Source organism: Leptospiraceae bacterium (genome assembly GCA_024233835.1).
Classification (GTDB): domain Bacteria; phylum Spirochaetota; class Leptospiria; order Leptospirales; family Leptospiraceae; genus JACKPC01.
Genome location: JACKPC010000003.1, coordinates 533,833 through 557,763, shown reverse-complemented (window position 1 = coordinate 557,763; position 23,931 = coordinate 533,833). Strand labels below are relative to the sequence as shown.

Below are 23,931 nucleotides of genomic sequence, written 5' to 3'. Positions count from 1 at the left end.
ATTTATTGCAATAAAATCTATACCTGTCAATTACATTGCCTTCCGGAAAACTGCTTTTTCAATCGATTTTCACTTTCCACAAATTGAGATGCTTCCCCCCTCTGTCCTTTTTTCAGTAAGGTATATATCATCGGATAATATAAACGGTGATCATAACTAATCAAAAGTAAATCCAGACCGGCTCTAAGAGAAAGAAACCCCAGCTCACCTATATTTTTTTCATGGTAAAAGGCAGGGCCCATACTGAAATCATCACTTAATAAAATATGGGAAGGTGCAGCCTCCTGTCTTAAAAAGGAAATCACCTTTGAAGAAAAAGGAGAAGCCAGATTCTTATCCAGAGCCTGTATTTTAACGAATCCTAACATAATTCCCGTATTATATTTTTTGGGCAATTTCCAAAAGGGTAGCCAATCTGTTTGCCCCAGTACTTTGAGCGCATCCTTTATTTCAGCTGTAAAAAAATGTGTATCCTTATGAATACGGGCCAATCCCGGAAAATGCTTAATCACAGGAAAAACTCCTTCTTTTAGCATAGCTTCGATGTAAGCCCCGGCCACTTTTTCAACCAGAACCGGATCTTTCGAAATAGCCCGCTTCCAGATCTGGGTATGTAAATCTACATTTGCATTAGAAGGTTTCTTTTGTAGATCCACAACCGGAGATAAATTCATATTAATACCTATGTCTTTCAAGTCTCTTGCTTTCCTTCCAGCGTATTTCTTAACTCCTTCTATCCCTTCTTTAGTGTATACTTCTCCCGGAGTTTGGTAATATCTTAATGGAGGACTGAGCCTTGAGACCATTCCTCCTTCCATATCAGCCGTAACAATTAATTCCTCTCCTCCACTCTCCCTACAGTAAATAGTTTTCCAATTTTGTATCATTTGCTTGAGTTCAGTCCTGGATTTATTTCTTACATTTTTAGGACTTAAGAAAACTCCTCGTATTCCCACGTTTTTAATAAGCATTTCTATTTCTTTCTCATCGGTATATCCAAGAATAATATGACGTCCGTATCTCTGTAAGGTTTCTTTTCCGGTTTTCCATACAATTTGTTTTTGATAATAAAACCGAAGCTTTATGAAAGAAGTATAGATAACTATAGAAACATTCAGGCATACAAGAGTATATAGAATAAATTGATGAATCCAATTCTTCTTCATTCGATGGCGGTATTTAAGTATCAGGAAAATAAGCCCGATAGCTCCGAGTAAGCTCAATATATAATCGATATAACGTAATTTAAAAAATAAGGGACTATGAACCTGGGAAGCAAATAATCCAAGTCCTAAACTCAGGATGATAAACATAAGAATCGAATTCATATTTTCTCATGATGACAAACAAGATCCCTGTAAAGACTTTTTTAAGTAAAACCATCTATACCTTTTGTATCATTTTTCTAATGCTTTTTTAATTTTTTGTAAAAAAAAAGCTTCTTGCATAGGTCTTATACTATATGGAATCTCCTTATTTAGTAGTATTTGCTGATAATAGGCCTGCCCGTGAAGCATTTATTGAAGCCTATAAAATGCAAAGAGCAGGCAAAATAAAGGAAGCCGTACATTTCTACAGGCTCAGTATAAAATTCAAGCCTACTGCGGAATCTTATACTTTCATGGGTTGGACATTTTCCTTAATTGGCAAATATGCAACTTCTATCAAATTATGCAAGAAAGCCATTCGAATCGATCCGGGCTTCGGTAATCCTTATAATGATATAGGAATATACCTGATGGAACAAAAAAAATTTGATAAAGCAATCCCCTGGTTCTCCAGAGCAAAAGAAGCAGACCGTTATGCGACCTACTTCTATCCCTATTATAACCTCGGAAGACTTTATGAAACTATCGGCAGGATAGAAAAAGCAAGACTGGAATATGAAGCCTCCATTCGTCTGCGACCTGACTTTCTGCCGGCCAGACTCTATCTTCTCAGAATTCTAAACCTGTATAATTAAACCGGTTTTAGAATTAAAAAAAACATTCATCTTTTAAAAAGTCTTGCTAAGATCGATAATAAGATAAATGTTATTATTACTATATCCGGGAGGAAGCATTCTTTGAAAGTTATTTATTTTTCCGATACGTTTTTACCCAAAATCGATGGAATCGCCGTTTCTATTAAAAACTTTTCCGATCTCTTATCCATGAAGGGACACGAATTTTTAATCTGTGCTCCCGGTTATGGAGTAGATGATTTCACACGTTTGAACGAAAATACCCGTATAGAACGTTTTATCAGTGCTCCTCTGCCCAGTTATCCGGATGTAAAAATGGTACTGCCCAATCCGAATCGCATCAGCCAGATCATTAAAGAATTCCAACCGGAGCTGGCTCATGTTCACACACCGGGTTTACTCGGCCAGTATGCAATTCGAGTAACCGAAAGACTGGGGATTCCTACTATCGGAACCTATCATACTCTGATTTCAGAACAGGATGCCTACGCTTCTGTCTATAGACTGATGAAACTGGATAAGCTATTTAATAAAATCTCCCGTTTTGATAAGCTCAATATCAAAGACCTATTAAAGTTGATCAAAACCGATAAGTTCAATATTAACAAAAAAATTCTACTCAAGCTCTGCAATTATTTCTATGATAAATGTGAGATCATTATATCTCCCTCCCATCTTCTTAAGGCCCAGCTCTTAGAATTTGGAATTAAAAAACCGATTCGTGTTATTTCTAACGGACTTGATTTATCCCGTTTCAAAGGAGAACCAAAAAAGCTTTCTGAAAACCCAAGACTTCTTCATGTTGGTAGGATTTCTTATGAAAAGAATTGTGATGTGGTGATAAACGCTTTTAATCTCATTCTTAAAAAAATTCCTTCTGCAAGCTTAACGATTATAGGAGATGGCCCTGCCCTTTCCTCTTTAAAAATCCTCGCAGAAAAACTCAAACTTCAGGATAAAATTACCTTCACAGGCTTTGTTGATCATTCAACTCTTCATGAACACTATCCGAAGTATGATTTATTTATGACTGCTTCTACTATGGAAACACAGGGATTGGTTGTCTTAGAGGCTATATCCTGCGGTTTACCGGCCATAGGCGTAAATGCCTATGCTATCCCGGAATTGGTACAGGAAGGAAAAAATGGCTATAATGCAACACCTTTCAAACCGGAAGAAATGGCAGAAAAAACTTTGAGTATATTAGAAAACCCTTCTTTATACGAAGAATTTTCCAAAAATTCTCTCCAAATCGCTTCCGGTCATGAGCTCAACCGCTGTGCAGATTTAATGGAAGATACCTATAGAGAAGTCGCTTCCCTGCATAAAAAGAAAAGGACTTCTCTATTTAATATAATATTTTAAGATGCTAAAAAAAGGCTTCTTCGTATTCTTTTTTCTTCTGCTTCTCTGCAAACCTGAAATGCAAAAGAAGAAAAGTACGTTTGCAAAAAAACCGGAATTCAAATCTTTTGAAGGTACGGTAAAAGCTCCTGCCTTCCCTTCCGGTTTAAAATGGGTCAACACATCCAAACCCCTATCTTTATCGGAGCTCAAAGGCAAGGTGGTTATACTTGATTTCTGGACTTATTGCTGTATTAACTGCCTGCATGTGATTCCCGATTTAAAAAAATTAGAAGAAAAATGGAAGAAAGAACTGGTTGTTATCGGGGTTCATTCAGCCAAGTTTGATACGGAAAAAGAATCACAAAACATAGCCCAGGCGATTGAACGGTATGAAATCCAGCACCCGGTTATAAATGATAACCGCTTTGAAATCTGGAATCAGTATGGCATAAATGCCTGGCCCTCCTTTATTATCCTCGATCCGGAAGGAAAGGTATTCGGAAAGCATTCAGGAGAAGGAGTATATGAGCTTTTTGATGAAATAGTCCGGGGAATGGTTCAGACATTCCAAAAAAAAGGTATCTTAAATTCAAAACCCATTTCGCAGGTAGAAGAAGCAAGGAAAATTCAACAAAAAGGTTCTCTTTTATTTCCCTCTAAAGTTCTCATTTCGGAGGATGGGCAATATCTTTTCATCTCCGATACAAACCATAACCGGGTGCTTCGAGTAGAAAGAGAAAGCGGGAAAATTCTAAATAGCCTCGGTTCGGGCAAAAAAGGTTTTAAGGATGGAACTTTTTCAGAAGCAGAATTTTTTCATCCGCAGGGCATGGCTTATCATTCTAACATATTATATATTGCTGATACAGAAAATCATGCCATAAGAAAAGCCGATTTTACAACAGGGAATATAGAAACCCTTGCAGGAAACGGAAAACAGGCTATGAATTTTAACATTTCCGGAAAAGGTAAAGATGTAGAACTAAATTCCCCCTGGGATATAGTATATCACGAAAACAATCTTTATGTGGCTATGGCAGGCTCTCATCAAATCTGGAAAATCGAAATCACATCAGCTAAAGCAGGACCCTTTGCCGGCTCAAGTCGAGAAAATATTTTTGATGGCAAGCTTTTACAGGCAGCTCTAGCTCAGCCCAGTGGAATCTGCCAGCAAGGAGAAAATCTTTATTTCGTAGATAGCGAAACAAGCTCCGTAAGAAAAGCAAGCCTTCACCCCGGGGGAGAAGTGAACACAATAGTCGGTCAGGGACTATTTGAATTTGGTGACGTTGACGGAGACTATATGGATACAAGGCTTCAACATCCCCTCGGAATTACCTGCGATACAGATAAATTATACATTACGGACACTTATAATAATAAGATAAAAATAATAAAACCCGAAACAAGAGTAAGTATATCCTTAAATACTAAAACTGTAGCCGGAAATAAAGATGGCCCGGTATCCGTCGCAAGTTTCGATGAACCTTCCGGTTTAAACCTGTACCAGAAATATTTATATATTGCAGATACCAATAATCATCGGATCCGGGTAATCGACTTAGAAACCAGACTTGTAAGTACCTATCAAATTCAATTTTAATCACAGGATTTTTGAATGCATCTCACAAAACCACTTAAACTTTATATTCTCTTAAGTTCCATCTTTATTAGCTTTCTCATTATGGCTGAAGTAACGAGTAGCAAGCTCTTTACTGTTTTTGGCTTTGTAATGAGTTTTGGAGTCGTTCCATTTCCTGCCACATTTATAGTAACCGATCTACTGAATGAATACTTCGGGAAAAAAGTAGTTCGATTTACTACTTTTATCGGGATGATTATGATCCTGTTTGCTTTTTTGATTATTATCATCGGTTTAAATATTCCGGCCATGCAGGGTTCCCCGGTAGATGATGTGTCTTTTGAAAGAGTATTTTTTAATTCAGGACTTATTATCATCGGCTCTATCATAGCCTATCTCATAGGTCAGCTTATAGACATACAGGTTTTTCATTTTCTTCGAAAGAAAACACAGGGAAGGTATATCTGGCTTAGAGCCACAGGATCAACCATAATTTCTCAACTCATAGATTCCTATATTGTAACATTTATTGCTTTCAGCAAATATAAGACAACTCCAGAGTTATTTGAAATTAGCACTACTAATTTTTCCTATAAAATGCTCGTAGCTATCGGAATAACTCCACTTATATACCTCGCTCATTTTGTAATTGACAAATATCTTGGTGAAGAGGCAAAACTTTTAAAAGAAACTGCCCATCATAAGTAATAAGCTTTGAAAAAAAGAATGACAATTAGCAGTAAATACCTTACATTGAAAAGTATGAAAAACTCAGTTATTATTATCCTTAGCCTGCTCCTCCAAGTCTGCGCCTCCAACCAGGAACCACCGGTCACAGCTTCAGCTTCTGATCCGGTTGTAAATATCTATATTAACCCCTGTGCCTGTTCTGCTTCCGAACAGAAAAAAGTAGCCATGAAAGAACTACTTTCAGCAGGACTCGACCGTTACCTGGTCAAAAATTACATCATTCTTGATGATGGAATAGAAAAGGAATTAAAAGAAAAACCTTCCAGATACCTTTATAACTTCTCTATGAATAATGAAGAAAACGAAGAACCAAAAAAAGTGGCCTCAAAACCTGTTACACCCGGTTCCGATTTTGATAAAAAGAACGAAAACACAGGCAAAACTACGATAAACCCGGGCATGACTACAGTGGAAGAAGAAATTAAAACTACTGAAAAAGAAAACTTAAGGCAAAAACCCGAATCCAATCACGCTATGTCTTCCGACTACATGGATTTCAATGAAGTAAATACCGGTGATAAAGAGAAAATAGAGTCTCTGAAAAATAAATCCAATACACCGAACCACCAACCGGAAAAAGAAGGAAAGCTTGTGAGTGGTAAAATTAATGAAGCTGAAATACAAAACTATCTTAACTCCAAGCACAAAGCTAAGATAGGTCAGCACCATGTATATAGCAATTCCCCAATTCAAAACCGGGGCTTAGAAATAATAAAAAGTTTTAAATCTGACAGACAAAAATACAAAGAGGAAATGCAAAAAAGAATGCAATTTCGAGAAAACCAGAGAATAGAAAATTATAAAAGATACTCACCCGTTCCTGAAAAATCCAGACCGTACTGAGGACGTGTCTGGAAACCTAATAAATTTCAACCGGAAAGTATAAAAATCCGATGTTTATTAAAACATTTTTTTTAAATCTTTCATAATATCATTAATAGGATTAATAGGTTTTTTTCCTCTATTTTTCTTTTGCAATTCTTTATACTCTTCTTCAGTTAATAGTTTAACTTCTTTTGTGATCTCTTTTTCAGAATCTTTTACTCGCAAAAAAACCCTCTCGGAATGGTAATCTTTCTTTGATAGAATAATAGTGTACCCACCCGGAAAAAGCTTAAATTTGGCCGGAGTCGTCTTTTTTGTATCTTCGTTATTAATAGTAATATTTGCTCCGTCTGGTTCTGAGCTTATAAAAACATTCTCCTTATGCCCGCCGAAGAATATTTTAAAAATACTGAATATCGCAATAACAGCAATGACTCCGTAGCCGGCAAAAATATGTTGCTTTTTCAGTGGAATCTTTCTACCAAATAAGCTTATATATTTTGTGACAGGAATATTAGACTTTTTTTCTGGTTCAACTAGAAAACTTCGTAAAGTCTCAGCAAATTCATCTGCTTTTGAAAAACGATTCTTTTTATTCTTTGCTGTCGCTTTTTTTATAATTGCTTCTAATTGTTCAAATTTCTCAAATTGTATATTTTGAAAAATCTCATTTTGATACTTAGGTAAATTAAGTAATGCTTTTCTTATATTAGGAGTTTCCTTTGTACTGTGTTGAGTAATTACCGTAACCGGATCCCCTTTGAAAGGTAATTCTCCTATCAATAACTCATAAAGCATAATACCTACTGAATATATATCACTTCTTCCATCAATCTCCTCTCCAACACATTGTTCCGGACTCATATAACTTACCGTTCCAATAGCCATGCCGGTTTGAGTTTTTATCCCGGATGATTTTACCTTCGCAATACCAAAATCTAATATTACGGGTTCAAATTTCTCGCGGAGCATAATATTCTCAGGCTTTATATCCCTGTGTATCACTCCATTTTCGTGTGCTCTCGAAAGTCCATCTAATACCTGTGCAACAAGATTCACGGCGTATTGAGGCTCTAAAGGCCCCTCTTTTTCTAAAAGATCTTTCAGTGAACCAAGATCCAAATACTCCATCACATAATAGGGTCGGTATTCAGCCATACCCACATCAATGATATTCACTATATTACGATGTTTTAATTTAGCCCCGGTTCTGGCTTCAAAAAGAAACCTCTCCCGCATTTCTTCCTGCTTGGAAAGAGCATCATTCAAAACTTTTATGATGATTTTGATTTCCAGGGCCAGGTGCTCTCCGACATAAATTTCAGCCATCCCCCCCTCTGCGATTTTTTTCTCAACCCTATAGGTACCGGAGAGATTGTTTTTTAAAAGATACAGAGTACTATCTAATTCCTGATCTTTTTGCATGGAGGCACCACAGTAACCACAAAATTTAGCACCATCATTCAAATCTTTACTGCACTTTGGACATTTTATCATAATTTGAGCCTTAAAAAAATCTGGGGTTTTCAGCCAAAATAGCTTTTTGGGAAAAGTAAAAATTAACCTATAACTGCGGTCAAGGTAAAAAAAAACTGGATTTTTTTCTTTATTTCAGAATTATGAGAAAATATGGCTACTGTATTTTTTAATAAGCCTTCCACCTGTCCGAGTTGCAAATATATCGTATCAGAAGGTTCAAAGTTTTGTACTCAGTGTGGAAGTCCCCTCGCAACACAAAAAACATTCAAGCTGATAGATATCGCAACTCAAGAGGAATTTATCATAAAGGATAATGATACACTCGGAACTACCGGTGACATTCCCCTTTCTGAAAAAAATTTAGCTGAAAAAGCGGTTCAATTTTCTATACAGAAAGAAGTTTTAAAACTAAAGTCTCTTTCGGAACATTCAGGTGTTTTTATAGAACTACCCATAAATACTGAATATGAACTTAAAAAAAATATGTTTATCAAGATAGGTGATAGAGTTTTCAGATTTGATTAACAAACGAAAATTTACCTTATAGAGCCGAACTGTATCACTCCCATGATGAACCAGGAACAAACAGATACAATAAGCGAAATTTTACAATTATAATCATCCAAATTAGTTTTCATTTATAAAATAGAATTGTAGTATAAAAATATCTTCAAATATTCTAAAATACTCTCAGAAAGAAGAATTATAAATATATGAAAGAATGTCCGGATTGTAAAAACAAGATCCCCAGGGAAGCAAAATTCTGTAGCTTTTGTGGATATAATTTTTCGAAGCAAGAAGAATTCAAATCAGACTTAGTCCTATTACAGGAGACTATATCCCAGCAATACTCTATCCTCAAGAACCTGGGGAAAGGAGGAACGGCCACTATCTTCTATGGTTTATCAAAAGAAAATGATACTCCCGTAGTTATCAAACTTCTAAATAAAGAGCATGAAAAGAATCCTCTCTTAAAAGAAATGTTTATACACGGAATCAAAGTAAATCAGAAAATTATTCATCCTAATATAGTGAAAATCTTTGATACAGGTTTTGTTGGTGAACGCCCCTATTTTATCATGGAATATGCGAAAATAGGTCCCCTGTCCTGGCTACTAAAAACCTACCCCCGGGCCGGTATGCCCATTCGACAATCCATATCGATCCTTCTAAAAATTCTTTCCGGCTTACAGGCAATTCACGATCACCAAATTGTTCATAGAAACTTAAAACCCGATAGTATTTTTATACTAAGTGATGGAGAACCCATTATCGGAGATTTTAGTATTTCAAAAGTTGGTAATCGACACACCGGCTCTGGAATCTCAGGTACTTTACACTATATGAGTCCCGAACAATGTCTGGGTTTGGAAGACATAGACCACAGAAGTGATTTATATTCTGTAGGAATTATGTTGTACGAACTTCTAACAGGAGAGCTTCCTTTTTCTGAAACTTCAGAAAGGGTATTAATTAATAAACAGGTAAACGAACCTTTACCCGACATTTTTGAGAAACTTCTATCTCGCGGTTTAAAGTTTCTTTTATCTTATGAAGATTTAAAAAAATTGCGGGACCTAAACTTAAATGGAATCCTTCAGAAAGCCTGTGACAAAGATAAGAATAAAAGGTATTCCTCCGCAATTGCCTTTGCCACTGATCTGCAAAATCTTTACGATGAACTTCATAAAAAAGCAAGCCCTAAACCCCTGACAAAGAAAACAGCTCTATCCGGATTTAACCCGGATAATAATTATAATTTAGCCGATAAGCTAGGAATCAATAGCTCCGTACAAAGTTTTTCCAGATTAATTGCTTCCCGCTCCTTAACACCTCCCTTATCTATAGGATTATTCGGAAGCTGGGGTTCAGGAAAGACATTTTTCATGAAGAAGTTAACTAAAGAAATTGAAACCTTATCTTCTGAAATGAAAAAGGAATTAGAAGCAGGAAAGAAACAAAAGGATTTACCCTTTTATGCAAAGATTGTACAGATCCATTTTAAAGCCTGGCATTTTATGGACGGTAATTTCTGGGCCAGCTTTGTAGATCATTTGTTTTCTAATTTAAAACTCGCAGGTGAGCCGGGGGATAGTGTTGAAAAAAGAAGAAACTTATTAATACAGGAAATTGAAAAAGAAAAAAAAGGTCTCGATATTCTTGAATCGCAGATCCAGGACTATGCAAAAGAAGAAGAAAAACTTCGTGAAGAATTAGAGCAGCAGAAACATAATTATACCCATGAAATAAAAAATGTTTTTGCTATCCAGTTAAATGAAGAAATTGCGAAAAAGCTTCCTCCGGCAGAAGTAAAGAAGTGGTTCGAAAAGGCCGGGATTCCCTACAAGGAAGATGAGCCCCTCAGCGCACAACTCTATACCTTATACAAAGAAACAGATCAGTTTAAAAACTTGCCTCTATGGCAAATGTTGAAAAGAAGATACCGTGCTTTTTTATACCTCGGTCTTATCGCACTTCTCATTGCTTTAGGCTTACTCACCTATTCTCTGGTGCATTATTTTTACGGAAATTTAATTAAGGATTTTTTCCAGGGTATAAGTTTAAAAATTACTTCCTGGTTAACCTCTATTTTGACTGTGTTTGCTCCCATTATTGGTTTTTGGAATAAGATCAAAACCTGGATGTCTAAAAATTTAAACTGGTCAGAAAAGTTTACAGAAAAAGTTAAATTAGTATTTCCTAATCTTCAAAAAGAATTAGATAAAAAAGAACAGGAACAAGAAAAAAAAGAAAAGGAGATTTTGGAAAAACGAGAAAAATTAAATCAAGATAAAGCCGGTCTGGAAGAAAAGGTGCAAAATCTCGAAGCAGAATTAGAAACTACTTCGCATGAAAATTATCTTTCTAATTTTATAGAAGAGAAAGGAGGAGGAGATAGCTATAAGAAATATCTAGGAATCATAACCCAAATAAGAAATGACTTTCAAAAATTATCATCCCTTCTCACGAATTATAATCAAAGTCTGGAAGCCGAAGACAATACATCCGCAGATAATACTTATCTTGTTAATAGGATTGTCTTATATATTGATGATCTGGATAGACTTCCTCCGGAAAAAGTGTTACAAACCATTCAAGCTATCCGTTTACTTCTTTCCTTTGAAGCCTTTGTTGTGGTGGTATCGGTTGACTCAAAATGGTTATCAGGAGTTTTAAATGCAAATTTTAGACAAATATTTGGTGACTCCAGTTCCCGTGATACGGAAGGAGATGGACAGGTAGATCTCTATCGCACTTCTTCTTATGATTACCTCGAAAAAATATTCCAAATACCTCTCTGGTTGACTCCTATGAATCTTGAAGGAAGACAGAACTTATTGAACTATTTGATGGAGAAAGATTTGTTGGTTGCTCACGGATTGGCAGAAGATATGGAAAAAGCGGTGAAGGCAACTCAAGAGTTTAATTCGCTAACCGGTTCCTCCTTGCCTGAACAAAGCTTACCGGAAGAAAAAGAGAAAATACAAATTCTTTCCAAAGACTGGAGTTTTGCTGAGCCAGATGAGAAACAATTCAGGATTCAAAAAAGAGAACATGAATTTTCTCTAAAAATTGCACCTCTTCTGGGGAGATTTCCCCGCTCTTTAAAGAGATTTGTTAATATATATCGACTTATCAAGGTAGGTTTATCAAAACTTCAGTGGGAAGTATATTTTCTGGACATAAACCCGGTTACAGGCTATAGCGGAAGGGAAGGTACGGTACGTAATTTTGAAGTAGTTATGTTTCTCCTGGCAGTTATCACCGGCCTTCCTTATACATCTCGTGTATTTTTCCGTACTTTAAAATTATCAGAAAAAGACAATCTTAAAGATTTACTGGAAAAAATCGGTGTTATAAAAACAGAAAAAAGTTGGGATATTCTTGGCGTAAAACGTGAGGAAGTATTATTTTCTGGAAATAAAATTACCAACTCTCCGGGAAATAAGAATCCTGATTTTTTAAGCTTACAGGCAGAGTTTATACACCTTACATCATGGCTCGATAAAAATGCTAACCAGAAATGGATGAACCTGGAATTAGACCAATTGCGGTATTGGGAACCACATGTTTCTCGCTATTCATTCCGTGTTGAGCCCATCATGTTCGGAGATGAATAAATTAATGCCCGCACCTTCTCACAGATGAAGAAACAATCGCAGAAATCGAGAATGCTCACAACTAATCATGAAACATATCGTACATCTGTCTTAAGGGTATTTTTGCACATTCCCTTAAGATGGAAGAGTTTTTCTACTTGACTTTTATTTGTGTAAGTTTAAAATTTTGGTTTCTTACCGATTGCTGTTTGGCATATTATGAAAGCTTTATTTACTCTTTTTATTCTACCTACTTTTTTTGTTCTAAATTCCTGTAATAAAAATATTACTTCTAAAGAAATAATTGCAGACAGGCTTATAAGCAAAATATTATTAATACCTTATAAAGATAGCATATTCTATGAAGGAAAATATATTTCTTTCAATCATTATTCGCTAAAAAATAAAAGCGATCTAAATTCCTACCAAAAAAGTATTGAAGGAATCTTCCAACTAAATTTCAAATCTGCAACAAAGAGCAGATTTAATCTGCTGCATAGATGTAATAAGGCAACTGAAAATAAAATTCTTTATTGGTCACAGCAATTTTTCAACCAAATTTATCCTATATATTTTAAATATGAAGTCTCCTACAACTTCCGGCTGGTTTATTTTAAAGACAGAGAAGAATTGAAAAATAAAACCAGAATTGATGCTTTTGGATTCTATCTACAATCCGATCATAATAATCCCTATCATCTAACCAATAGAATCCTATATTCTTACTGCAATTCCGGTATCGGGACTTTATGGCATGAACTTATACATGCTTTTATAGATGTAAACTCACCTTTAGTTCCTCCTGATTGGTTCGGAGAAGGTTTGGCTTCCTTTTATGAAGAAGCCTCCTTGATAAATGGAAAGGTAATCGACGGTTATACGAATTGGAGAATGCCTGCACTTATAAAAGCCATAAAAAATAAAGATACTTACCCTTTATCGAAGTTCTTAAGAGCTTACCATTTTCATCAAGTTCATTCTTATCCACAGGCGAGATTTTTGTTTTGTTATCTCTGGATGAAAGGCATAATACAAGCTTTCAGCAGGAATTTCGTATATTTGATAATTCCGAAGTATGATAAAGAAATTTGGGGAGACAAAGCCATTGAAACATTAGAAGAACTTACAAAAAAAGATATAGAAGAAATCAACAAAGAATTTGAAAAGCTCTCTCTGAAATTTAAAAAACCTCAAAAGTTGAATATGGAGAAATTAGGAAAGCCTCAATAAGCTCTTAACAGGTAGGCTCCCCACCTGACCCAGTTTTGTATGGTTTTCATAAAAACAGCAAAATAGTAGTTTTTATTCTCTGCTGCATAAGTATGCAAGCCAATAGTTTTGAGCACCTGAGAAGTAAATAGGATATTGAGATTTCTCCTAATTTCAGGAGAGTTTTTTTATAGTCCTGTAAATAAAGTCCATTTTTATAGTAAAATCATGCTGAGACCTATCGAACAGGCTATTGAAGAAATTCGCAACGGAAAAATGATTATTCTGGTAGACTCCGAAGACAGAGAAAACGAGGGTGACCTTGTAATCGCGGCAGAGTTTGCCGGCCATGAAGCTATTAATTTCATGGCTATGCACGGGAGAGGCCTAATCTGCATTCCCATGACAGGAGAAAAACTTTCCAGGCTCGGTCTGGGTAGAATGGTGAAAGGAGAAGGAGACCATCATGGAACCGCCTTTACCGTTTCTGTAGATGCAAAACTGGGTGTCAGTACCGGTATTTCGGCTAAAGACAGGGCCAAAACCATTTCTGTTTTACTCGATGAAAATTCTAAACCGGAAGACCTGGTAAGACCCGGTCACCTTTTCCCCCTTGAGGCGGTTCGAGGAGGAGTCCTGCGCAGGGCTGGCCATACGGAAGCCTCTACTGACCTTTGTCAACTGGCAGGTCTCAAACCAGCTGCTGTGATTTGTGAAATCATGAATCCGGATGGAAGTATGGCCCGATTGACCGACCTGCAGGAGTTTGCCAGACTCCACAATCTGCATATTTATACCATTGAAGACCTGATTCGCTACCGCCGAGAAAAGGAAGAACTGGTTCGTCTCGAAGTAGAAACCCGGCTTCCGACTGAATACGGCTCTTTTACTATTCGAGCCTATTCTACCGCCATAGATGATAAGGTTCACTTAGCCCTTATTATGGGAGAAATTAAGCCTGAAGACGAGGTTCTAATCCGGGTGCATTCCGAATGCCTGACCGGAGATATTTTTTTCAGCCAGAGATGCGATTGCGGACCCCAACTACATGCTGCTTTAAAGAAGATTTCAGAAGAAGGAAAGGGAGTCCTGCTTTATATGAGGCAGGAAGGCAGGGGAATCGGCCTTATAAATAAGCTCAAAGCCTACAATTTTCAGGATAAGGGTTTTGATACGGTAGAAGCCAACGAGAAGCTTGGTTTTCCCCCGGATTTGCGAGACTACGGTATCGGAGCCCAGATTTTACGGGATCTCGGAATCCACAAAATGCGGATTATGACGAATAATCCGAGAAAAATTGTCGGTCTGGAAGGCTATGGACTGGAAGTAACAGGTAGAATTCCCCTTGAAATAGAAGCTGTGGAGGATAATCACCATTATCTTCTGACCAAGAAAATGAAACTCGGTCATATTCTCGGGATTCACTAGAATTCTGGTAAATATCTTTTTTCTTGTGGAATTATTCTAAACCTGCTATAATACTAGAAATCTGTATCCCTGTGATCGGAATGGTTCTATGTGGTATTTAAAAAAAATATTTTTATTCAGCTTTATCCTATTTCTACTTTTCTCCTGCGAAAGACCGGTAGATAAAATTACCCTTTCAAGGAAGAAATCGAAAGATTCCCTGTCTACCCTGGTTATCTACAGCCGCGGAGAGTCTCGAATTCTGCATTCAAATCTCACGGAAGAAAAGGCAAACCTGGGAGCCTATTTTTCTACCGGAGATGAAATTCAAACCTACCAAAATTCTATGGTAGATATACAGGTTGGTTCTTCCAGCATCATACGTATCAAGCAAAATTCAATATTACGCTTTGAGCTTTTAACAAAAACGGATAAAAGTGCTGAAATAACTGTTTTTTTAGAAAGAGGGAAAGCTCTGGTTCAGGTGAATAAAACTGCAAAAACAGAAGAATTCGTTTTTTTAACTCCGTCCGCTTCAACTACTGTTAAAGGAACATCCATTATTTTAGGAGTAGATGAAGATAAAAATACCTATTTAAAAGTAGTGAATGGAGTAGTATCCATATCTCATAATGAAAGCGTTCTTGAAGAGAAAATTAAAAACCTGCCAGAAGAACAACAACTTGTTTGGCAAAAAGCTCTTAAAGAGAAAAAAGATTTAAATCTCGGAGAAGAAAATCAGGCCCTGATTACATTTGAGAAGGTGCTAAATCCCAAGAAACTTATACCCACTAACTCTTCGAAACTCTTACAGAAGTGGAAAAACCTCAAGATTCAAACCCGTTCTATAGAAATTACCAAGAGAGAAGAGCAGGAACTTAATACTATGGTTACTGTAGAGATGGATAAGGCCGACCAGATCATCCGTATTAATGAAGAATTAAGTAGTGGGGTGATTGATGAAGCAAAAGCCGATCGTCTCGAAAGAGAACGTTTGAAGCTGGAAAAAGAAATCAATGATAAACAAAGTATCGAGAAGGAAAAATTTAATGAAGCGATTGCAGTTAAACCGAGGAAGTTTAAATCGAATAAAGAAATTATCCAGTATTATGAAAGAATTGAAAAGGTTATCCTAATAGATGGAAAGATAGAATACGGGGCCATCATCGACCAGATAGGAAACTCTCTCATGATTGTTCATACAGAGAGAGGTATTAAGCGTATTCCTATGGACCAGGTGATGGAAGTAATCTATGATTACCAGACCCGCAATAAGTTCTACGAAGCCGATTGATCAGGTATCGAGTTCCTTATTATATTTCTAAAAACTCGGATCACTTTATTCGAATTAATAGAATATAAATTAGCGGTATAAAAAACAATACCGATGTGGTTCCTACCAATAATCCCCAAGCCATAGCCATTACCATCGGTGATATAAAATAATCTACTCCTCCTATGATTCCATAGGCAGTTGGAATAAGACCCACAACCGTTGTCAGGGTAGTAAGAAGAATCGGTCTGAGTCTTGTTTTCGCCCCTTCTATCACCAGTGCGAGAAAAGTATCTTTATGCAATTCTTCTTTCTTCTGTTCTCGAATCAGAATATTGATGTAGTCCACCATTACGAGAGAGTCATTGATGATTACTCCGGTAAAACCTAATATACCGATAAGAGCCAGCATCGATATGTCCATCCTCTGTAAACCAAATGCGAGGAAAATCCCAACAAGACCGAAGGGAATGGCCAGTATGACCATTACCGGTTGCAGGTATGAATCAAACTGTAAAACCAGTAAAAAATAAATAGCGATAATAGAAATAAAAATAGCAGAACCCATCTGGAATATAAATTTATAACTTTCTTTGGCTTCACCTCCGAGTTCAATACTAAAACCGGGATATTTCTTGGAAAAGTCCTTATACTTGTCCCGAATTTTATTGTAAATCTCTATGGGTTTCGTTTTCTTTTTATCCACATTTCCTGTAATCGTATTGGTTCTGTAGGAATTATAATGAAAAATATCCAGAGGAGAAACTCCTTCCCTTACTCGAACCAGGGATTTAATCGGAATCAGGTTCCCCTGTTGATTCCTGACCAATAGACCTTCAAGGGGAGCATTTGGATTTAGGAACTCTTTGTCCAGGCTTACTCGAAAAGGAATCTTTTCTTCGGCATCCTGCTTGTAAGCTACGATGCTCCCATCATAGGCGGTTCGAATTACAGAAGCAATTTGTGCTACGTTTAATCCGGCTGAAGCGATAAGCTTATAATCAGGAAGAATCCGTAGTTCTTTTTTTCCATCTTTGAAATCGGAGTCAATGTCGTCAACTCCGGCCTCCTGTAAATCTTTCTTAATTTTTTCGAGAATTTCTTTTCTGACTTCTTTTTCGTTACCAGTAACCCGAATTTCTATTGACTTTCCTACCGGTGGCCCTCCTCCATCGATTAAGAAATGAACCTGATTCAGACCGTGATCGGGTTTTTCTTTAAGCTTCGCTTCTATAAATTTTTGAACATCCCTGGCTGTCATTTCCCTTTCACTGGCCGGACTCAGATTCAGAATAAATGTATAGGAGTTATTAGAAGGTAAAAATCCTTCCCCCCGGTTAAAATCTAAGCCTGTATAATTCAGATAAGAATGCACTACACCTTTTGGAAGTGATTCAATAACTTTTTCTAAGTGAATAGTTTTTTCCTCACTGTATTCGAGAGTACTATCCTTGGCAGTTTCTCCATATATAAAGATTCGATAAGATTGCTCTATAGGAAACATATCAAAATTACTGAGCCAGAGTCCGATAGCAGAACCCAGGACTAAAAAGCAGAGACTAAAAAAGAGGGATAAATATTTTCGCTTGAGACTGAACTGTAAAAGACGTTCATAAGATATTTCTAATAACTCGATAAATTTTTGTCCGGGTGGAACTTTACTTTTTTGAGGATTCGTATTTGCAAGGTGAGCGGGCAGAAAAAAGGTGGCTTCTAAAAAGCTAGCGGCCAGCATAAGGATTACAATAGAAGGGATTTCCATGCTGAAGCTTCCCAACATTCCGGGAAGAAAATACATAGGCACAAAAGCCAGCATAGTAGTAATAATCGTTCCGATAACCGGTTTAATTACTTTTTGAAGACCGTCAATAGCCGCTTCTGTAGCTCCAAGTCCGGATTCTCTCGAACGAGCAATACTCTCGGAAATAATGATAGCATCATCCACTACCATCCCGATGACAACTACCAATCCGCAAAGGGAAATACTATTGATAGTAATATCAAATAAAGGCAGAAGAATAAGAGTCATTGCAATAGAAACCGGAATTCCAAAAGCTGTCCATAAAGCAGTAGAGCTATCTAAAAATAAAAAGAGTACGATTAATACAAAGAGGAAACCTAAAATAGCATTTCCGTATACAATCTCCAGGCGTTCTTTTGTCTCAATAGAAGTATCAAAAATCGGAACTAAACGCAAAGAAGAAGGTGCAAATTCTTCTTGAAAGCGTTTTAGAGTCTTCTCTACTTTTTCTACTGCACGAATTACATCCGCAGTACCCTTTTTTATAATACTCAGACCGATTCCCTTTTTAGAATTGAAACGAACAATATTATCCTCTTCTTTAAAACCTTTCTCAACTTTTGCGATGTCTTTCAAGTAAATTCGATTACCTTCAAAGTTGGCCCGTATAATAATATTCTCAATTTCCTCTATAGATTCAAATTCGGAAAAGGTGACTATATTTGTTTTAGTAGTAAATGATTCAATGCTTCCTCCACTTGCCCGAATTTTATTTGTTTTAATGGCCTGTATGACTTCATCGAAAGATACAAAATTTCTTGCCATTTTCTCGGTATTCAAAAGAACTTTTATTTCCTGTTCCGGCATTCCGATGGTTTTAACAGTTGAAAGCTCAGGAATTTCGAGAAGCTGACGTTTTAGCTCTTTTGCATATTTTAAAAGACTTGCTTTGGAAGCATTCTCCATGCTCAATACGGTTATATAAATTTCGAAGTTATCTACCTTTATCTCCATGATCTCCGGCTTCTTCTCTACTTCTATTGGTAGATCATTGACACTTTCAATAGCCCTTCGAATGTCCTGTTTATTGCTAATCTTATCCTCAGAATCCGGATCAATAAAAATGTCGATAATTGAAACATTTTCCATAGAGCGAGAAAAGAATTTTTCTATACCGGAAGCCTGTTTCAATGCCTGTTCCAATTTGACGGTGACGTTAAGTTCCACGTCTTCCGGAGAAGCTCCCGGATAAACAGTTGTTACACGCATTCTATCAAAATCCACCCTCGGATGCCCCAGTCTCTGGATTCGAGGAATGGAAGATACCGCAAATAGAAAAAGTAGAATGAGAATTAACTTGAGTAGACGTGGTCTTGAAATCAGGTATTGAACAATTTTTATCATAGTATCCTCAAACTAATGTTTCTCGTTTTTTATTCTGAGGCAAGAAAAAAATTGAAATAGGAATAGGTTTACAAAAATTATTATATTATGGATATTAAGGTTTGTATTAAAGGGCAGCCATCGTACCATTATACAACAAAGCCCAGACCCTTCGATACTAAAACTCCGTATTTCTCTTAAGGTTCTGCTAAATAACGATAATCTTTATGAGTGAGAAATAATGCAACTACACAGCCAACCATAAGAGAACCAAGAAAAACAAAAAATCATTGGAAGTCATTTAGATTCGAACTTCTTCTTTAGATTTTCAGCTATCATACCGGATAATCCTTTAGCCATAAATGTTAAGCCTATATATACTACAAACACTCCACAGCGGACACTGAGTAAGGCGACAGCCTGTATCGAAGTGCAGTCAGCGACCATATCGAACCTCTCTATAAAGCTATATCTCAACATAATACCACTTTTTAATCCGATGCGGTGTGTAATAATCCGATTTCGGTGTCTGATAATGCACGGCTGTAGATGCGAATTTCATCTATTTTGCCGTGGAAGTATTCGGTTGGCGAATTACCGATTTTCAGATTTGCTGATACGTCCATAACATTTGCCGTGAGGCTTCCACCGCTGATGTTGTTTCCGATTTTTCTTAGGGCTATGTGGTGGTATGTGTTTAAGGATTCTATTTCAATACTTAATACGAATAAATAATCTTATATAGTAATACGATTATAAAACAGGGTTGATAATAGAAAGACCTTCAATATTTCTAAAATCAGAGATATTTTTAGTCATTAACACATAACCTTCCTCTAATGCTGTCGCTGCTATAATTGCATCGGGAAGTTTGATTTGATAAATATATTATTATATTAGTATACAGCAATATTTTCATCTTTCCCATTCGCTCCGAATATTTTTTTGCCATTCTACCGGATCTGTTATTTCTCGATAAGGATATATATCTTTATATTGTTCAAAAATATGTATCACTTCTTCTAAGATATTATTTGCAGGTTCAAAAGAATCTTTTTCAACAGAGGTCTTGATAATTATTTCCACTTTTTGACCATTTGGAATGTTAATTTCTTCTTCTAAAGTAATATTTCTTGTATCTTTTACTATCCCTTTAATTATAATCGCCTGTTCCATAATAATTTCTATGTAATTCTATATCACAAATAAACACAAATCTTTTTTGTAAAAACATTGATACTTCTATACGATCCTCCGGCTCTCCGGCTTCTACAGCCCTTGGCTTCAATCTTTTCGATTACTTCTTTTTATATAATCAATAATAGCCAGAATTGATGCTACAAATGCTACCACCTGTATCCATATATCTACATAAGGTTTAAAATCTCTGTAAAGAGTTAGAAGTTGAATCAAGAGACCGATAAAAACTAAAATTAGAATAAAAAGAATCTTATCTATCAATTTATCTTTCATGTTTTATCTTCTTGACCTGCTTCCTTACCTCACGCTCAATCATTCGTAAAATTACCCCATAAAGAAGGTAAGCCAGGCTAATAAGCCCGATTAAACCAACAAAATATATATAATAATCGTATAACATATTTCATTCTCCATTATCAATCATAGTATAGTGAGAAAAGTAATTTTATCAATCATAAAATTTTCCCTCCGGCTTCTAAAGCCCGGAGGTTTCGGTACAATTGCGGACACTGAGCTTGCAGTGAGTTGTATCGAAGGGCAGTCTTCGATTATAAAAATGTCTATTTTCTATTCTTAAGTAAAGATACAACACCCATCAAAAAACTAGAGACAGTCAAAACAATCATAAAAGGTTCTGCTAAATAACGATAGTCTTTATGAGTGAGAAATAATGCAACTACACAGCCAACCATAAGAGAACCAAGAAAAAACAAAAAATCATTGGAAGTCATTTAGACTCTAACTTCTTCTTTAGATTTTCAGCTATCATACCGGATAATCCTTTAGCCATAAATGTTAAGCCTATAGACACTACAAACACCCCACAAATGATAAACCAGAAAGGCATAATTTCCTCCTTTTATAATATTTTATCTCTTTCAATTTTTATTGTCAATAGCTTTTCTGTTAGAAAGGTACTTCAGCAATCGCTCAGCCAGTGGACATATCGCATCTTTTTTCTCTTAAGGTGATGCTTATGGTTCGATACGCTTCGCTACGGTTGGTGAGCTATGCCGAACTACACCACCCGCATCACCTTAAGAGAGTAGCTTATCGAAGAGTTTTGTTATTTTATAATAACGTAAATATTAACATCTTTTAATTTTAGTTTTTCTTTCAGTGTATATACATCCTGATTACTCAGATACAATGTTTGGATATGCTTTTTATTACATTCTATTGTATAATTATTCCATATTGCTTCTGCTTTTGAAAAAAGTTGTTGTTTCCCTGATATGTTCTATTTTTCCATCTGTCTGATCTTGCATCATTCCACCGATGATAAGTTCTATAGCCTCCAGTTTTATTCCTTTTTTATTTTCCATTTTTTCAACCCTAAATAATAACTAACTGAAGCTCTTTATCCTGTTTTTGTAATAATAATCTATAGTAATTAATTATAAAATTTTGAAGCTTTGCCAGATTTTTGATTTTAAGGAAGCTTTCTTTTTGTTCTTCCGGGATTTCAGATTTTTGATAGTTTACAAATGCTTTTTCAAGTTCACTTTTGATGCTATCAGATAATATATCAATTTTATCTTTGAAGATACTCTGGTATTTAATTTCTATTTCATCTTCAAATGCTAATAACTCGGTCTTATAATCATGTAATAATGTATCCAAATAATCTGTGAGGATTAATTCTCCCTCTGATAATTCAAGATCTGCGTCATACCTGTCTTTCTTATTCTTTTTCAGTTCTGCAATTTTTAAGACCATTGCCATGATAAAATCTCCAATATAAAGATTTATTCTTCCCGAATCTACCAAGAATAGAAAAATACTTAAACAATGTCAAGATAATTTCTCTCAGTTCGCAATACTCCGGCTTCTAAAGCCCTTGACTTCCCTTCTTACAGCTTATCCATTTTTCAATCCGAAGCGGTATGTAATAGTCCGATTTCGGTGTCTGATAATGCACGGCTGTAGATGCGAATTTCATCCATTTTACCGTGGAAGTATTCGGTTGGCGAATTACCGATTTTGAGATTTGCTGATACGTCCATAACATTTGCCGGGAGGCTTCCACCGCTGATATTGTTTCCGATTTTTCTTAGGGCAACGTGGTAAAAGGTCAGTATACTACCCGCTATACTATCCAGTATACGTACAGGTAGGCGAAAAAGCCTATAATTACGTATACCGGCAGCTAATCCGGTACCTATTCTCGATCGCCTGTGAACCTGAAAGGTATACTGTAGTTGTAAGCTTTCTGTAAATTGGAGGTATAAAGGGCTAATTTTTGGAGTGTGAATAGAATGTTTTTTGGAGAGAGTAGTAAAAAACCCGATTCTTTAGTGACAAAATTTCTTAAAATAAGGAATTCCTGAGATGAGGGAAAAATACGATTTTCTCCAAGAAGAAGCGAATTTATTGATTAGAAACAAAACGTAGTTCGCTCAAAAGTGCCTTTAGAAGACTCGATACTAACTTTTCCTGCAAATTCTTAGTTTCATCCATAATATATATACATTATTTTTACATAGTATCCTATGAAGCAATTTTCTATTTTTGCCTTTCCTTTTTTTGTTGTCCTTTTATAGGGAATGTTATTAAGATGTTAAAGTGGAGGATATATTTTGTTTTATCGAGCATATCCGAACCGACGGGAAGTAAGGATCAATTTATAGTAATCGAATATATACTATGCACTTTATTGCTTAGAAGGCGTTTTTTAATATTAATAAAATAGTAAGTATTTTTTTATTACATTCCTTTTGTTTTCTTCCAATACATTTGCTGAAAAAACAAAAACCGTGTTGAGCGAAATTTTTATATATACTCATAGGAACACGGATATTTTAGATTACATTAATAATTATAATGTATTTTTAAAAGGAGAAGAATATTCAAATAATATAAGTATTTACGCAGGAATAAGCTTTTAAGATAATATCACTATTTTTTTCAGAATCACCGGAAAAATAATTGCAGAAGCTGATGAGAAAAATATCGTCATAACAGATATTGGAGCCAGCCGTCTGATTTGTCTTGATTGTGAGGTGGAAATTAAAAAACGTGGAATTAAATCCTGGACAATTTTCTCAGGAAAGAAGTCCAAGAAAAGGCAAGATTCATAATGGATAAAATGGTAAAACAACAGATTAAAGAGAAAATATCCAAACTTTCAACGTATAATCAGCTTGCTTTTGGAGTCATGATAACAGAAAGGTTTCTACCAAATTACTTTACCTTCTATATTGCAGAACGGTGGGGTAATCCCATGATTTTATTAAACGGTATAGACCTCTTAAAGAATATTGCCAGACAGGAAAGCTATGAACTGGAAGAACTCGAACTTATTGATAATTTTATTGAAGATGTCACACCAGATATGGATGATTTTTCCGGTTATTTAGAAGCCTCGCTGGCATTAGATTGTTATAGTCTGCTTTATGACTGTTTTTCTTTTGTTAAAGATAAAGATTCTTCTCATATAGAAAGCTGTTCCGAAATTGCCTTTGGTTCTTTAGAACTATTTATCCAAAAAGGAGATAATCTAAGCCATGATCTTTCAATAAAAGAATTGGAAGCATATTTGGCAAAAGATGAATTGATTCAAAAAGAAATAGAATACCAATTAAACTTACTTGATGAATTGACTGATAAGAAGATCAGTTATAAATTGTATATTGAAAAAAGTATGAATGCTCCCCTTTTAAAATGTTGAGA

At 35.8% G+C, this 23,931-nt stretch carries 22 protein-coding genes; 11 read left to right on the top strand and 11 right to left on the bottom strand.

What is annotated here, in order from left to right:
* Nucleotides 1–26: 26 nt before the first annotated feature.
* Nucleotides 27–1,328: a glycoside hydrolase family 3 protein gene (locus H7A25_16790; protein MCP5501562.1), complete on the bottom strand. Its 1,302-nt coding sequence runs from the start codon at nt 1,326–1,328 to the stop codon at nt 27–29.
* Between the two features lie 191 nt (nt 1,329–1,519).
* Between H7A25_16790 and H7A25_16785 the strand changes: the two genes are divergently transcribed.
* From H7A25_16785 to H7A25_16765, 5 genes are all read left to right on the top strand, one after another.
* Nucleotides 1,520–1,963 carry a hypothetical protein gene (locus H7A25_16785; protein MCP5501561.1) on the top strand — a complete coding sequence of 148 codons (444 nt, stop codon included), beginning with the start codon at nt 1,520–1,522 and terminating at the stop codon, nt 1,961–1,963.
* Between the two features lie 102 nt (nt 1,964–2,065).
* The gene (locus tag H7A25_16780; GenBank protein MCP5501560.1) at nt 2,066–3,328 is read left to right on the top strand and encodes a glycosyltransferase; all 1,263 of its coding nucleotides are present in this window, start codon (nt 2,066–2,068) and stop codon (nt 3,326–3,328) included.
* A 58-nt stretch (nt 3,329–3,386) separates the two neighbouring features.
* Nucleotides 3,387–4,913 carry a redoxin domain-containing protein gene (locus H7A25_16775; GenBank protein ID MCP5501559.1) on the top strand — a complete coding sequence of 509 codons (1,527 nt, stop codon included), beginning with the start codon at nt 3,387–3,389 and terminating at the stop codon, nt 4,911–4,913.
* A gap of 15 nt (nt 4,914–4,928) precedes the next feature.
* Entirely contained in the window at nt 4,929–5,600 is a 672-nt protein-coding gene (locus H7A25_16770) for a queuosine precursor transporter (GenBank protein MCP5501558.1), read from the top strand.
* A 54-nt stretch (nt 5,601–5,654) separates the two neighbouring features.
* Nucleotides 5,655–6,485 (top strand): hypothetical protein, encoded by an 831-nt coding sequence (locus tag H7A25_16765; GenBank protein MCP5501557.1) that lies wholly within the window; start codon nt 5,655–5,657, stop codon nt 6,483–6,485.
* Nucleotides 6,486–6,542: 57 nt separating this feature from the next.
* Here the strand turns inward: H7A25_16765 and H7A25_16760 are convergent, their stop codons facing one another.
* Entirely contained in the window at nt 6,543–7,964 is a 1,422-nt protein-coding gene (locus H7A25_16760) for a protein kinase (GenBank protein ID MCP5501556.1), read from the bottom strand.
* A gap of 132 nt (nt 7,965–8,096) precedes the next feature.
* Here H7A25_16760 and H7A25_16755 point away from each other — a divergent pair, with 132 nt between their 5' ends.
* From H7A25_16755 to H7A25_16735, 5 genes are all read left to right on the top strand, one after another.
* Nucleotides 8,097–8,471, top strand: coding sequence for a zinc ribbon domain-containing protein (locus tag H7A25_16755; protein MCP5501555.1), 375 nt, complete (start codon nt 8,097–8,099; stop codon nt 8,469–8,471).
* A gap of 188 nt (nt 8,472–8,659) precedes the next feature.
* Nucleotides 8,660–12,067 carry a protein kinase gene (locus tag H7A25_16750; GenBank protein ID MCP5501554.1) on the top strand — a complete coding sequence of 1,136 codons (3,408 nt, stop codon included), beginning with the start codon at nt 8,660–8,662 and terminating at the stop codon, nt 12,065–12,067.
* A gap of 198 nt (nt 12,068–12,265) precedes the next feature.
* On the top strand, nt 12,266–13,276 hold the full coding sequence (locus tag H7A25_16745) for a hypothetical protein (GenBank protein MCP5501553.1): 1,011 nt from the start codon (nt 12,266–12,268) through the stop codon (nt 13,274–13,276).
* 207 nt (nt 13,277–13,483) lie between these two features.
* Nucleotides 13,484–14,683, top strand: a complete 1,200-nt coding sequence (locus tag H7A25_16740) for a bifunctional 3,4-dihydroxy-2-butanone-4-phosphate synthase/GTP cyclohydrolase II (protein MCP5501552.1) — start codon at nt 13,484–13,486, stop codon at nt 14,681–14,683.
* An 88-nt stretch (nt 14,684–14,771) separates the two neighbouring features.
* Nucleotides 14,772–15,956 (top strand): FecR domain-containing protein, encoded by a 1,185-nt coding sequence (locus tag H7A25_16735; GenBank protein ID MCP5501551.1) that lies wholly within the window; start codon nt 14,772–14,774, stop codon nt 15,954–15,956.
* A gap of 40 nt (nt 15,957–15,996) precedes the next feature.
* Here H7A25_16735 and H7A25_16730 read toward each other — a convergent pair whose 3' ends face one another.
* From H7A25_16730 to H7A25_16690, 9 genes are all read right to left on the bottom strand, one after another.
* On the bottom strand, nt 15,997–19,080 hold the full coding sequence (locus H7A25_16730) for an efflux RND transporter permease subunit (protein ID MCP5501550.1): 3,084 nt from the start codon (nt 19,078–19,080) through the stop codon (nt 15,997–15,999).
* Between the two features lie 276 nt (nt 19,081–19,356).
* On the bottom strand, nt 19,357–19,539 hold the full coding sequence (locus H7A25_16725) for a hypothetical protein (GenBank protein ID MCP5501549.1): 183 nt from the start codon (nt 19,537–19,539) through the stop codon (nt 19,357–19,359).
* A gap of 11 nt (nt 19,540–19,550) precedes the next feature.
* The gene (locus H7A25_16720) at nt 19,551–19,685 is read right to left on the bottom strand and encodes a hypothetical protein (protein MCP5501548.1); all 135 of its coding nucleotides are present in this window, start codon (nt 19,683–19,685) and stop codon (nt 19,551–19,553) included.
* Nucleotides 19,686–19,974: 289 nt separating this feature from the next.
* Nucleotides 19,975–20,235, bottom strand: coding sequence for a hypothetical protein (locus H7A25_16715; protein MCP5501547.1), 261 nt, complete (start codon nt 20,233–20,235; stop codon nt 19,975–19,977).
* 108 nt (nt 20,236–20,343) lie between these two features.
* Entirely contained in the window at nt 20,344–20,532 is a 189-nt protein-coding gene (locus H7A25_16710) for a hypothetical protein (protein MCP5501546.1), read from the bottom strand.
* The gene (locus H7A25_16705; GenBank protein ID MCP5501545.1) at nt 20,522–20,659 is read right to left on the bottom strand and encodes a hypothetical protein; all 138 of its coding nucleotides are present in this window, start codon (nt 20,657–20,659) and stop codon (nt 20,522–20,524) included. The genes H7A25_16710 and H7A25_16705 overlap by 11 nt, the downstream gene beginning before the upstream one ends.
* 787 nt (nt 20,660–21,446) lie before the next feature.
* The gene (locus H7A25_16700) at nt 21,447–21,584 is read right to left on the bottom strand and encodes a hypothetical protein (protein ID MCP5501544.1); all 138 of its coding nucleotides are present in this window, start codon (nt 21,582–21,584) and stop codon (nt 21,447–21,449) included.
* 10 nt (nt 21,585–21,594) lie between these two features.
* A complete protein-coding gene (locus tag H7A25_16695; protein MCP5501543.1) occupies nt 21,595–21,984 on the bottom strand; it encodes a hypothetical protein in 390 nt (129 codons plus the stop codon).
* A 146-nt stretch (nt 21,985–22,130) separates the two neighbouring features.
* Nucleotides 22,131–22,265, bottom strand: a complete 135-nt coding sequence (locus tag H7A25_16690; protein ID MCP5501542.1) for a hypothetical protein — start codon at nt 22,263–22,265, stop codon at nt 22,131–22,133.
* A gap of 1,073 nt (nt 22,266–23,338) precedes the next feature.
* On the opposite strand from H7A25_16690, the gene H7A25_16685 reads away from it, so the two are divergent.
* Nucleotides 23,339–23,929, top strand: coding sequence for a DUF416 family protein (locus H7A25_16685; GenBank protein ID MCP5501541.1), 591 nt, complete (start codon nt 23,339–23,341; stop codon nt 23,927–23,929).
* Nucleotides 23,930–23,931: the final 2 nt, after the last annotated feature.

What these genes read in the sequence shown, in the direction of transcription:
- H7A25_16790 (MCP5501562.1), bottom strand. Translation starts at nt 1,328, where the DNA reads ATGAATTCGATTCTTATGTTTATCATCCTGAGTTTAGGACTTGGATTA.
- H7A25_16775 (MCP5501559.1), top strand. Translation starts at nt 3,387, where the DNA reads ATGCAAAAGAAGAAAAGTACGTTTGCAAAAAAACCGGAATTCAAATCT.
- H7A25_16770 (MCP5501558.1), top strand. Translation starts at nt 4,929, where the DNA reads ATGCATCTCACAAAACCACTTAAACTTTATATTCTCTTAAGTTCCATC.
- H7A25_16765 (MCP5501557.1), top strand. Translation starts at nt 5,655, where the DNA reads ATGAAAAACTCAGTTATTATTATCCTTAGCCTGCTCCTCCAAGTCTGC.
- H7A25_16760 (MCP5501556.1), bottom strand. Translation starts at nt 7,964, where the DNA reads ATGATAAAATGTCCAAAGTGCAGTAAAGATTTGAATGATGGTGCTAAA.
- H7A25_16755 (MCP5501555.1), top strand. Translation starts at nt 8,097, where the DNA reads ATGGCTACTGTATTTTTTAATAAGCCTTCCACCTGTCCGAGTTGCAAA.
- H7A25_16750 (MCP5501554.1), top strand. Translation starts at nt 8,660, where the DNA reads ATGAAAGAATGTCCGGATTGTAAAAACAAGATCCCCAGGGAAGCAAAA.
- H7A25_16745 (MCP5501553.1), top strand. Translation starts at nt 12,266, where the DNA reads ATGAAAGCTTTATTTACTCTTTTTATTCTACCTACTTTTTTTGTTCTA.
- H7A25_16740 (MCP5501552.1), top strand. Translation starts at nt 13,484, where the DNA reads ATGCTGAGACCTATCGAACAGGCTATTGAAGAAATTCGCAACGGAAAA.
- H7A25_16735 (MCP5501551.1), top strand. Translation starts at nt 14,772, where the DNA reads ATGTGGTATTTAAAAAAAATATTTTTATTCAGCTTTATCCTATTTCTA.
- H7A25_16730 (MCP5501550.1), bottom strand. Translation starts at nt 19,080, where the DNA reads ATGATAAAAATTGTTCAATACCTGATTTCAAGACCACGTCTACTCAAG.
- H7A25_16725 (MCP5501549.1), bottom strand. Translation starts at nt 19,539, where the DNA reads ATGTTGAGATATAGCTTTATAGAGAGGTTCGATATGGTCGCTGACTGC.
- H7A25_16720 (MCP5501548.1), bottom strand. Translation starts at nt 19,685, where the DNA reads ATGGACGTATCAGCAAATCTGAAAATCGGTAATTCGCCAACCGAATAC.
- H7A25_16715 (MCP5501547.1), bottom strand. Translation starts at nt 20,235, where the DNA reads ATGGAACAGGCGATTATAATTAAAGGGATAGTAAAAGATACAAGAAAT.
- H7A25_16710 (MCP5501546.1), bottom strand. Translation starts at nt 20,532, where the DNA reads ATGAAAGATAAATTGATAGATAAGATTCTTTTTATTCTAATTTTAGTT.
- H7A25_16705 (MCP5501545.1), bottom strand. Translation starts at nt 20,659, where the DNA reads ATGTTATACGATTATTATATATATTTTGTTGGTTTAATCGGGCTTATT.
- H7A25_16700 (MCP5501544.1), bottom strand. Translation starts at nt 21,584, where the DNA reads ATGGAAAATAAAAAAGGAATAAAACTGGAGGCTATAGAACTTATCATC.
- H7A25_16695 (MCP5501543.1), bottom strand. Translation starts at nt 21,984, where the DNA reads ATGGCAATGGTCTTAAAAATTGCAGAACTGAAAAAGAATAAGAAAGAC.
- H7A25_16690 (MCP5501542.1), bottom strand. Translation starts at nt 22,265, where the DNA reads ATGGACGTATCAGCAAATCTCAAAATCGGTAATTCGCCAACCGAATAC.
- H7A25_16685 (MCP5501541.1), top strand. Translation starts at nt 23,339, where the DNA reads ATGGATAAAATGGTAAAACAACAGATTAAAGAGAAAATATCCAAACTT.